7 protein-coding genes are annotated in these 11,536 nt (G+C 71.8%); 5 read left to right on the top strand and 2 right to left on the bottom strand.

The window, feature by feature from the left end:
* The 5 genes from DMB66_RS53615 to DMB66_RS53595 all read left to right on the top strand — a co-directional run.
* On the top strand, positions 1-2,575 hold a 2,575-nt coding region (locus DMB66_RS53615; protein ID WP_125811765.1), incomplete at its 5' end, for an ATP-binding protein.
* Positions 2,572-3,042: a roadblock/LC7 domain-containing protein gene (locus DMB66_RS53610; protein ID WP_125811764.1), complete on the top strand. Its 471-nt coding sequence runs from the start codon at positions 2,572-2,574 to the stop codon at positions 3,040-3,042. The genes DMB66_RS53615 and DMB66_RS53610, both read left to right, overlap by 4 nt.
* Positions 3,039-3,506: a DUF742 domain-containing protein gene (locus tag DMB66_RS53605; RefSeq protein WP_125811763.1), complete on the top strand. Its 468-nt coding sequence runs from the start codon at positions 3,039-3,041 to the stop codon at positions 3,504-3,506. The genes DMB66_RS53610 and DMB66_RS53605 overlap by 4 nt, the downstream gene beginning before the upstream one ends.
* Complete coding sequence (locus DMB66_RS53600) at positions 3,484-4,116, top strand: ATP/GTP-binding protein (RefSeq protein ID WP_199753176.1); 633 nt, start codon at positions 3,484-3,486, stop codon at positions 4,114-4,116. The genes DMB66_RS53605 and DMB66_RS53600 overlap by 23 nt, the downstream gene beginning before the upstream one ends.
* Positions 4,117-4,211: 95 nt before the next feature.
* Positions 4,212-4,904, top strand: coding sequence for a hypothetical protein (locus tag DMB66_RS53595; RefSeq protein ID WP_125811762.1), 693 nt, complete (start codon positions 4,212-4,214; stop codon positions 4,902-4,904).
* Positions 4,905-4,914: 10 nt separating this feature from the next.
* On the opposite strand, the gene DMB66_RS53590 is transcribed toward DMB66_RS53595, so the two are convergent.
* Complete coding sequence (locus DMB66_RS53590; protein ID WP_125811761.1) at positions 4,915-9,804, bottom strand: DNA repair ATPase; 4,890 nt, start codon at positions 9,802-9,804, stop codon at positions 4,915-4,917.
* The coding region (locus DMB66_RS53585) for a flotillin family protein (RefSeq protein WP_125811760.1) at positions 9,801-11,536 on the bottom strand (1,736 nt) is incomplete at its 5' end. The genes DMB66_RS53585 and DMB66_RS53590, both read right to left, overlap by 4 nt.

Genomic DNA, 11,536 nt, shown 5'->3' with positions numbered 1-11,536 from the left:
GCTCGTGGTGCAGAGCGCCGAGGCGACCGACCGCATCCTCAGCCTCAGGAGCCTCGACCAGCCGCTCACGCCGCGGCTGAGAGCGGCCGTGGAAAACGTCAAGAAGCTCGACAGCACCCGCGCCAGCATCCTCGGCCGGACGATCCGGCCGGACCTGATCGTCTCCGAGTTCACCGCCGTGATCACGCCGATCATCGACGGGCTCGGCCTGCAGACGGCCGCCGACCTGACCACCTCCACGGGTCGCCAGGTCTTCGCGCTGGACCAGGCGCTGCGCAGTGACGACCTGATCAGCCAGGCATCCAGCCAGCTGACCAGCGCGGTCGCGACCCAGAACGCCGGCCTGATCAACCTGTTCTCGTCCACGCTGCTCCAGCTGCAGTTCATCATCGGCGGCGCGCAGTCGTACTTCACCCCGGATCAGTACAAGCTGTACGTGGGTGCCCAGCAGGCGTTCGCGGCCCGCGTGGGTGATCAGTTCTTCGCCCGGGCGGCCACCGACCCCGCCTCGGCGGTCAAGCTGCTGAAGCCCAACAACCTGTTCCCCTCGCTGGCCTCCGTCGTCGTGCTCGGTGGCTTCGTGGAGAAGCGGATCGCCGCGGACGTGGACCTCGCCGTGGCCGACAGCCGGCAGGCCGCGCTCCGCACCGCCGGCCTGGTCGGTGGCGGCGCGCTGCTCCTGCTGCTCATCGTGGTCGGGCTGTCGCTGATGATGGCCCGCACGGTCGCCCGGCCGCTGCGCCGCCTCACCGCCTCCGCCAGCCGGATCGCCCGCGCCGCCGAGGCCGAGCTCGAACGGGTCGCCGACGACGACGCCGAGACGGTCCGGGCGATCCGCCTGGACGACGTCGACGTCGCGGCCCAGGACGAGATCGGCGACCTGGCCCGCGCCTTCGACCGGGTGCAGACCACCGCCGCCCGGCTGGTGGAGCGCCAGGTGCTCGGCCGCCGCAACGTCGCCCAGATGTTCGGTCACGTGGGCCGCCGCACCCAGAACCTGGTCGGCCGCCAGCTCGCCCTGATCGACAACCTGGAGCGCCGGGAGACCGACACCGAGCGCCTGCGTGAGCTCTACCGGCTCGACCACATGTCCAGCCGGCTTCGCCGGAACGCGAGCAGCCTCGTCGTGCTCTCCGGCGCCGTCGGCGCGAACGACCACACCGCCCCGCTGCCCCTGTCCGACGTCGTCCGGCTCGCCCTCGGTGAGATCGAGGACTACACCCGCGTCGACGTCGAGGTGCCCGAGGAGATCGTGGTCGTGCCGGCCGTCCTGGCCGACCTGACCCTGCTGCTCGCCGAGCTGATGGAGAACGCGACGTCGTTCTCGCCGCCGCACACCCGGGTCACCGTCACCGCGGCGGAGCTGCGGGGCGGCGCCCGGCTCGCGATCATCGACCACGGCCTCGGCCTGGCGCCGGAGCGCATCGCCGAGGAGAACGCCCGGCTGACCCGCCGTGAGCGCCTCGACCTGGCGCCCAGCGAGGTGCTCGGCCTGTTCGTGGTCGGCCGCCTCGCCCGGCGGCACGGCGTCGAGGTCGCCCTGACCGAGACCCCCGACGGCGGCCTCACCGCGTGGGTCGACCTCGGCCCGGAGCACCTCGTGGCACGCCGCGAGGCCCTCCCGCCGGTGCAGCCGATCCACGCGACCGTGCCGAGCCAGCACACCGAGTACGCACCGCTGCTCGCCGGCGCGTCGGGCCGCTCGGCGCCCGGCAGCGCCCAGCCGTTCGACGCGAACGCGCTGCACCGGGCCACCAAGACCCTCGAGACCGCCCGGTCCTGGAACGCGTTCGCCGCGGTCCGCGCCGGCACCCCGGCGCTGGAGGCGGCCCCGAACGGCCACGCCGAGCAGCCCGTGCAGCGGCCCGCCTACGAGGCGCCGGCCGGCTACGACGGCGCCCCGGTGGCCGGGCGCTTCCCGGTGGCCACCCCCGAGCTGCCCTCGGCCGGCCGGTACGTCGAGCCCGAGCCGCCGCTCGTGGTGGAGGGCCCGATCGTCATGTCGGCGCCGTCCGACGCGATCCAGCTCCCACACCAGCGCACCGAGTCGGAGGCCTACTACCAGCACCCCGAGCCGCCGCAGTTCGAGCAGCCGGCTCAGCCCGCACCCCCGATGCCGCAGTTCGAGCAGCCGGCTCAGCCCGCACCCCCGATGCCCCAGCAGAGCAACGGCCAGCAAGGGCGCACCGGCGCCCCGCTGCGCCGCCGGGTGCCCGGCAACCAGATCCCGGCGGATTCCGGACCGAGGCTGCCGGCCAGCCCGCCCACCTCGGACGACGCGCTCGCGGCCCGGGAGGCGTTCGACGCCTTCGAGGCCGGTGTGTCCCGCGCCCAATGGGACGTCATCGAGCAGGACATGGCCTCGCCGCCGGCCGCCGGCCATCCGCCGTTGACCCGGCGGGTGCCAGGCGCGACGCTACCGGTGGGTGAACCACCCATGAACCCGGTGCCGGTGGCCTCGCCGGCCCAGCCACTCGACCCGGAGGCCGCGCGTGCGCTGATGGAGCAGTTCGAGTACGGCGTCGCCCGAGCACTGAGTGAAACCCAGCCACAACCAGAGGGACAACCGCGATGACTTCCCCCTACTCCACCGACACCGGCAACGGTCGCGACTACGCGCACTCCCAGTTGAGTGCCGAGGCGAAGACCTTCAACTGGCTGCTGGATTCGTTCACATCCGGCACAGCGGGAGTCGTCGAAGCGATCGCCGTCTCCTCCGACGGCCTGCTGATGGCCATGTCCGCGATCAAGGACCGGCCCAACGCCGAGCGCCTGGCCGCGGTCGTCTCCGGTCTCACCAGCCTGTCCGGCGGCGCCGCGAGCTGGTACGCGCTGGGCAGCCTGAACCGCGTCATCATCGACATGGCCGACGGCTACCTGCTGGTCACGGCGATCAGCGCCGGCTCCGTGCTCGGGGTCATCGCGGACCGCACCGCCAACCTGGGCACCCTGGCGTACGAGATGACGCTGTTCGCCACCCGGGCCGGCAGCGCCCTCAGCCCGCGCCTCATCGCTGAATTGAAAAACGCCGTTCAGCAATGAGAAACCCGGCCGAACCCGACGACCCGGCACACCCGGCGGCGCCAGGTGTCCGGCCGTTTCTGCGCAGCTCCGGCCCCGGCGTGCGATATCAGCAGGCGCCGCCGGCGCTCGGTCCCGGACCCCCGTCCGGCGAGCAGGGCACGTCGCTGCGACCGTTCGTTCTCACGTCCGGGCGCGTCGACGGGCTCGACCCGAACATCGGCTTGGAGACCCAGGTCAGCTCCCAGCCGGGCGCGCAATCCGCGCGTCTTTCGCCCGAGAAACGGGCGATTGTGCACCTCTGCGGCGATCCACTGTCGGTGGCGGAGATCTCCGCCCGGCTCCGGATGCACCTGGGCGTCACCCGGATTCTCGTCGGCGACCTGCGGGCCGCCGGTCACCTTGACGTTCACGTGTTGGAGAACGACTTCCCCGACCCCGAGACCATCATGCGAGTGATCCGTGGACTTCGATCCATATCCTGACCGCCGCATCGTCGGCACGGCACGCGTGCCCAGCGGGCCGCAACGGGCCGCACCACCGGTGCCGGTCAAAATCATCGTGGCCGGCGGCTTCGGCGTGGGCAAGACCACAACCGTGGGCGCCATCTCCGAGATCTCGCCGCTGACCACCGAGGCCGAGATGACGATGGAGGGCGTCGGGGTGGACGATCCGGGCCAGGCGTCCGCCAAGACCACCACGACCATCGCGATGGACTTCGGCTGCGTGACCATCGACCAGACGCTGAAGCTGTACCTGTTCGGCACCCCCGGCCAGACCCGCTTCGCCTTCATGTGGGACGACCTCGTCCGTGGCGCCCTGGGCGCCCTGGTCGTGGTTGATACGACCCGGATTGATGACTGTTATCCCGCGGTGGACTATTTCGAGCGCGCCGGGCTTCCGTTCGTCGTCGGCGTCAACACCTTCAACGGACAGCTCGGCTACAACCTGGACGAGGTGCGCTGGGCCCTGGCCGTCCGCGATGACGTGCCGATCGTCCAGTTCGACGCCCGCTTTCGGGGCTCGGTGCGGGATGCTCTTCTCGTGGTCCTGGACCAGGCACTCGACAAAGCCATGAAGATGAGGGCGTCGTAAGGTGTGCGCCGCGTCGCTCCGTAGCCGGTTCCCAAACGGGCCTCCGAACGGGCACAGTATTACGGGCGACTGCATGTGACGGGAGGACGGTGAGCGTGCGAGGCGGATTGGATGATGCGCTCGACAAGCTGGCGCGCCGGGACGAGCTGCGTCGCCGTGCCGCGGGGGAGGCCACCGGCACCCCGCCGGCAGTTGCCGAGCTGGTGGAGGCGATCGCCGCTGTCGTCGGCCGCAACCCCGAGCTCGGGGTGACCGTCGGCGTCGAGGGCGCGGGCGATCCGGTGCTGCTGCACTTCGCGGTCGAGGACGGCATCGTGCAGGTCAGCGCGGACAATTCGGTGGCCGACCGGGTGGCCGAGGCGGCGCCGACGTCACCGAGGCACGCCGATTTCGAGATCGACCCGGACGACCCGGAGGCCTATCCCCCGCCGCACGGCTACCGCTTCGAGCAGCCGGCGCAAAACGGTCAGGAGACCCGGCGCCTGCACTATCCGGAGCCGGCCGACCACGACCTGTATGCCGATCACGCCCAGCACCGGCCGGATCAGTTCCAGCCGCACCCGTTCGCGGCGACGCCCCCACCGGAGGTGCCACCGCAGACGACCCGGCGCATCCACCCCGAGCAGCACCAGGCCCCGGCGGAGCCGAGCGCGGCCCAGCGCGGCATGCCGACGCCGCTGCCGGAGCCGATCCCGCTCCGGGTCGACACCGAGGAGACGGAGATCGCCGCGAAGCGCCTGGCCGCCCTGCTCCGCGACAACCCGACCCTGCTCCGCTCCCAGGACTGACCCGCGCCGCTCAGGACGGGTCGGCGAGCCGGCCGATGGCCTTCTCCACGTCGCCGACGCGGTCGGCCAGCAGGCCCACCGCGCCCACCGCCCGGGTCATCGGGTCGTCCGACGCGCCGCCCAGCGCCTGCTCCCGCAGGTAGGCCTGCTTCACCTCGGCCCACCGCTGCTCCTGTTCCGCGGTGAGCCGACCGCGCAGCTCGGCCAGTTTCAGCAGGTTCGCCTCCGCGCCGGTCGTCAGCGTCTGCGCCTCGCCCCGGTAGTGGTCGTCGATGACCGTTTCCAGTTCGGCGTCGTTCATCACCGGGACGATCCGCTCGGCCAGCTTGTTCATGTTGCGGTACGAGCCCTGCAGCTTGAACGGCGGCTCGGTGCGCGCCCCGTCGGACTGCCCGGCCGAGGCGATGTACGCCTGGTTGTTGCGCAGCACGATCCGCTGCACCCGGCGCATCTTGCGCAGCACCGACAGCACCTGCTCCAGCTCGATGGCCGAGTACGCGTGGCTGAGCCGGTCGGGGCGCACCGAGTCGTCGCCGTCGGCCAGCCGGGCCAGCAGCGGCAGGTCGGCGCGGTCGCGGGCGGACAGCGGCGCCAGCACCTGGTTCGACGTCAGCGCGTTCTCCAGGTACGACAGCTCGAAGACGTCGTCGCGGCCGGCCAGCACGTCGCCGAGGTTCCACACGTCGGCGCGGTTGGCCAGCATGTCCGGGATCCGGAACCGCTGCCCGCTCTCCGTGTACGGGTTGCCGGCCATGCAGACCGCGAACCGCTTGCCCCGCATGTCGTACGTGCGGGACCGCCCCTCCCAGACGCCCTCCATCCGGCGCTGCGCGTCGCAGAGCGAGATGAACTTCTGCAGCAGCTCCGGTGACGTGTGCTGGATGTCGTCCAGGTAGAGCAGGACGTTGTTGCCCATCTCCAGGGCGAAGGAGATCTTCTCGACCTCCTGCCGGGCGGTCGCGTTCGGCGCCTCGGCCGGGTCCAGCGACGTGACGTCGTGCCCCAGCGCCGGCCCGTTGACCTTGACGAAGACCAGGCCGAGGCGGTTGGCGACGTACTCCATCAGGGTGGTCTTGCCGTAGCCGGGCGGGGAGATCAGCAGCAGCAGGCCGGACTGGTCGGTGCGCTTGGCGTCACCGGCCGCGCCGAGCTGGCGGGCCAGGTTGTCGCCGATCAGCGGCAGGTAGACCTCGTCCAGCAGCTGGTTGCGCACGAACGCGCTCATCACTCCCGGCTTGAACTCCTCCAGGCGCAGGCGCTCGCGTTCGGCGGCGGCCAGGGCCGTCCGCTGCTTCTGGTACGCCCGGTACGCCGGCACCGCCGTGGCCCGGAACTCCCGGGTCCGGGTGAGCACCTCGTCCAGCCGCAACGTGATCTTTCCGTCGACGATCCGCGGGTGGTTGCCGAGCAGTCCGCCGACGGTCTCGGTGACCGCCGCCGCCGAGTCGTGCCTGGTCAGCACGGTCCCGGTCAGTTCCAGCGCCACCGCCTCGGCGAGGTCGTCCGGCGCGCCGGCGTCCGGCTGCGCCGCTTGGAAGGCGGTCAGCCACGCGGTGACCAGCTGCTTGCGGGCCGGGAGATCATCCGCGAGCGCGCGCAGATCATCCGCGTACTCCCGGGACGCCGCCGCCGGGCCGCTGCCCAGCGCCCGATGGAAGCGTTCGACCAGCGTGCGCGCACCGGCGCTGGTGACGAACCCGGCCGGGGTGCTCGCCAGTTCCTCCACCAGGTATTCGCCGACCTGGGCGCCGGCTCCGGCCGCCGCGCTGAGCTCGGCACACAGCTCGGGCAGGGCGGCACCGGCCGAGCCGAACATCTCCCGGGCCCGGACCAGCGAGGTGGCCCGGCGGGCCCAGCTCGCCTTGTCGCCCGCGCAGAAGGCCCAGAAGAGCTGGGCGGCCGCGCGCACCGGGCCGGGATAGCGCAGCAGGCCGGCGGCGGCGTGCAGGCGGATCAGCGTCTGCAGGATCAGCGCCGCGTCGGCGTCGTGCACGCCGCGCTCATAGCCCTCGTCGTAGCGGGCCTCGGCGGCCCGGCGCACGACGGTGAGCAGCGTGCCGTCGGCAGCGGCGGCCGCGACCCCGGCGGGGTCGGCGGCGAGCAGGGCCGCGGCGAGGTGCTCACCGCGGTAGACCGCGGCGGTCTCGGAGACGACGGTCTGATTCCAGTACGCCCGGGTGGCCGCGAAGGAGGCGTCCCGGATCGGTGCCCGGTAGTCGGTGCCGGTGATGGCGAACGCCAGCTCGGGCCCGTCCGGCACCAGCGTCAGGTCGATGGCCTGGGTGTTCACCGCGAACGTGTGCCGGCCCAGCCGGATGGTGTTGCCGTCCGCGCCGTACAGGTCGAGGCGGTCGCGCAGCGCCCGGCCGGCCTCCTGCCGGGCGGCCTTGACCCGCCCGTCCAGCTCCTCGGCCCGGACGGTGTCGCCGAGGGTACGCAGCTCGCCCGCCACCGAGCGCAGCTTGCCGACCATCGGATCGGTGGCGAAGTAGGTGTTGACCTCGTCCAGGGTGCCGAGCCCGGCGACCCGGCGCTGCACGCTGGCGAGCGTGCGCTGGGCGGAGTCGACGAGCCGGTCGGCACGCCGGGCCCGGTCGTCGAGCAGCGACTGCCGCCGGGCGGCGAACGCCTCGTAGACCTCGGAGCGTTTGGCGCTGAGCTGGTCCACGAAGTCGTCGAAGTCGCCGAACCGCGACTCCAGCGCCTCCACCTGCAGCATCAGCTTGGCGACCTGCTCGTCGCTGCGTTCCGGGGTGTCCGCGGCGGCCAGCCCGGCCGTGACGGACTGCCCCAGCAGGGCGAACTCCGCCGCGAACGCGGCCCGGCCCTCGACCGCGGCCAGCTCGCGCCGGCGGGCGTCCAGGGTGGCGCGCGCCCGGTTGACGCCGCCGAGCACCTCGCCGATGCGTTCCAGGATGGCGACCCGCACGGTGGCGTCGCCGATGTCGAGCCCGCCGACCACCTCGGTGACCACCTGCAGCCCGTCGGCCTGCTCGGTGAGCCGCTCGCCGACCGGCACGGCCTCGGCGACGGTGGCGATCCCGGCCGCGTCGACGACCAGTTGCCCGACGGACTGCTGATAGCCCGCGAAGGCGTCCTCGCGCTGCAGGAACTCGACGGCCCGGCGGGCGGTGGAATCCACCTCGGCGGCCAGGTCGTGCTCGAGGCTGTCGAGGCGGGCCAGGTCGACGTAACGCAGTTCGCGCAGGGTGACGATCCGGCCCTGGGCCTGGCGCAGCGAGGCGAGCTGCCGGATCCAGGCGTCCGTGGTGGAGGGCACCTCGCCCCGGGCCCGGCGGATCAGCGCGGTGGTGGCGGCGCCGGCCTCCTCGACCGCGGTGGCGGCCTGGCTGGTCAGTTCCTGCACGGACTCGTACTCGTCCAGGACCTGTTCGGCGGTCGCGCGCACTTCCGACAGCGGGGTGCGCAGGTCGCCCAGGTCGCGCTCGCCGAGCCAGTGGTAGTGGTCGAAGAGCCGGCCGCACGCGGCGATGATGGCCTCGAAGACCGCGCCGGACGGCGTCATCTCGTCGACCATCCGGGACACCGAGAGCGTGTCGGCGATGCCCCGCACCAGGTCGGCGTTGCCGACCCGGTCCAGCGGCCCGGTGCCGACCGGCTGGGCCGCGGCATAGGTGTCCGACACGTACGGCGTCTGCCACACCTGCATCGGGTGCACCCGGGTCGGCTCGTCCGTGACGTGCCGGAAGGCGATCAGCGTGCCGTCGTCGAAGAGCGAATACCCGTGGCAGGTGATCGGGGTGGCGACCTCCTTGCGGATCACGTTGTACGGCAGCAGCAGATATCGCCCCGAGGCCCGCGCGTGGAAGACGTAGAGCACATCCTCGCCGTTGACCGACCGGACCACCCGCTCGAACTCGAGCTCCCTGACGTCCGCGTCGAACGTCTTCGCCAGGCCGGTGGCCAGGTAGAAGCCGCCCGGGAAGATGATGCCCTGGTCCTCGGGCAGCCGCTGGCAGGCCTGGCCGATGCCGTCGAGGCGCCGCACGTCCCGGGTCCGGGTGTTGAAGATCAGGTAGCGCTGGACGGTCTCCTTGTACGGCAGCACCCGCAGCAGGATCAGCGGCCCGATCCGCGCGTACGCGATCTCCGCGTCGGCGAGGCTCTGCAGCGGCTCGTCGACCGGCTCGGAGAAGATGCCCTCGCCGTCCTCGGTGTTGTTCTCCACCTTGACGGTCAGGTTGCCGCCGACGGTCTCCACGAAGACCTCGTCCTCGATCGACACGTGCGGGTGCCGGCCGAGGATGTGCTGCTCACGGGTGGTCGGCGTCCACTCGAAGTCGTGCGACGGCGGGAAGACGTGGTCGCGCTCGCCGCGGTTGTCGACGTACGCCACCGAGCCGTCGACGCCGACCTTCCAGCGCAGCACCTTCAGGTCGTCCGGCCGCGCCCCGGTCTGGAAGACCGCCAGCAGCAGCCCCTCCAACCGGCGCAGCTGCAGCAGGTGCGTCTCGCGGTAGTAGCGGTACAGCTCCGCGAAGTCACGCTGGAAGACGGGGTCGTCGAGCAGGCCGGGCAGCGCGGCGCCCGCGTCGAAGCGGAACGCCTCGCCGTCGCGACTGAAGCCGTGCACCGAGAAGACGTCGTCGATCGCCGTCTCCGTCTTGAGCCCGATGAACACGTTGTAGCCGAACAGCATCGAGCCGCCGACCTGCACGATGTCCCGCGGCACGCAGTTGTTCGCGGTGCGGATGCGCTCCGCGCCGAGCAGCCGCATCTGCTGCCCGCCGAAGGTCTCCACCCGGCGGGCGTTGAGCGCCTCGGCCCGGGCGGCCAGTTCCTTGGCCTGGCCACCCAGTCGGGCGCGCAGCACCTCGTAGGTGCCGGCGTCCAGTGCCGCGGCCTCGGTGGCCGCGGCACCCACGTGCGCGGTCGTCACTGCTGGGCCACGACCGTGCCGTTTGCCGGCACCGGCGTGCCGGCCAGCTCCGAGAGCCTGGTGTCGGCCACGCCCAGCTTCTTCGCGGCGGCGAGCAGCTCACGCAGCTTGCCCGCGTCCGCGCCACCGGCCTTGATCTGCTGGCCGAGGAACGCGGCCAGGGTCAGGTTCGCGACGTCGCCGGTCGACACCGAGCCGAGCAGCCGACCGAGGTCGTCGACGAGGCTGGCCGAGCCGTCGAGGTATCGCGAGCCGAGGCCCTGGGCCACGGTCGAGTGCTCGACGAAGCCGTCGAGGCTCTTGCCCATCGTGATCGAGCCGAGCAGCTTGTCGAAGAAGACCGAGTCGCCGCCGACGATGTCGATGTTCGCCTTCTCCAGGCCGGCCGCGACGACCATGGCCTGCGACTCGGCGATCTCCTTGTGCACGTTGATGCCGGCGAGCCGGATCTCCTTCTCCATCTCCAGCCGCAGCCGGTATTCCTCGTGCTCGCGGGTGGCGTCGTCCAGCGCGCCCATCGCGGCGGCCTTCTCGGTCAGGCCCTCGGCCTCGCCCTTCAGCTTCTCGCGGATCGCCTCGGCGGCGACCAGCGCTTTCTCCCGCTCCACGACGGCCTCGGCGCGGCCGGTCTGCTCGATCACCTCGGCGTTGACCCGCCCGGTCTTCTCGATCACGTCGGCGTTGCGCTCGCGCACCTGCACGTCGGCGAGGCCGGCGGCGGCCGCCTCGGCCTGCGTACCCTCGGCCAGCCGGATCTTGGCACGGGCGTCCAGCTCCGCGGTCTGCTGGCGGGTCTCCGCCAGCAGCAGCTCCTCGCGGGACTTGAACTTCGCGGAGGCCTCCGCCGCCTCGGCGGCCTTGATGTCCTTGACCAGGTGCTCCTGCGCCTCGGCCTCGGCCGCGATGATGATGGCCTGGCGGGTGCGCTCGGCCTCCTCGACCACCCGCAGCCGCTTGATGCTCTCTTCCTGCTCGGCCACGGTCTTGTCGACGGCGATGCGCTCGCGGATCACCTCGGCGATGGCGCGCTTCTCGCCCTCGACCTCCTTGTCCTTGGCGATCGTGGAAAGCTCGGTCTCGCGCTGGCGGCCGATGACCTCGAGCATCCGGTCCTTCTCGATGCGCTCGGTCTCGATCGCGATGACCCGCTCGCGGTTCTTCTCGGCGACCGCGATCTCCCGGTCCTTGTTCTGCTTCTGCACGCCGAGCTGCTGCTCGGTGCGCAGGTGCGCGCCCTCGGCACGGAGCCGTTCCTCGGCCTGCGCGAGCTGGATCTCCGCCGTCTCGCGGGCCCGGATGGTCTCGATCTCCCGGTTCTGCTTGATCTCCGCGTCCGCCTGCCGGCGCTCCAGCTCGAGGATCGCCTCCTTGGCGTCCACGTTCTGCCGGGTGATCTCCTTCTCCTCGTTGCGCCGGAAGTCGTTGGTGCGGATCGCCTCGATCGCGGTCAGCTCGGTGATCTTCCGGATGCCCTGGGCGTCGAGGATGTTCTTCGGGTCCAGCGAGTGCATCGGCGTCTGCTCAAGGAAGTCGATGGCCGCGTCCTCGAGGCTGTAGCCGTTGAGGTCGGTGCCGATCACCTCGATGATCTGGTCCCGGAACTCGTTGCGCTTGGTGTAGAGGTCGACGAAGTCGAGCTGCTTGCCGACCGTCTTGAGCGCCTCGGAGAACTTGGCGCTGAACAGCTCCTGCAGCGTCGTCTCGCTGCTGGCCCGGGTGGTGCCGATCGCCT

The sequence above is a fragment of the Actinoplanes sp. ATCC 53533 genome, assembly GCF_003947245.1.
This window is presented reverse-complemented; position numbering and strand designations above follow the sequence as displayed.

Coding starts and splice junctions, on each gene's coding strand:
- DMB66_RS53605 (WP_125811763.1), top strand. CDS start 3,039: ATGAGAAACCCGGCCGAACCCGACGACCCGGCACACCCGGCGGCGCCA.
- DMB66_RS53610 (WP_125811764.1), top strand. CDS start 2,572: ATGACTTCCCCCTACTCCACCGACACCGGCAACGGTCGCGACTACGCG.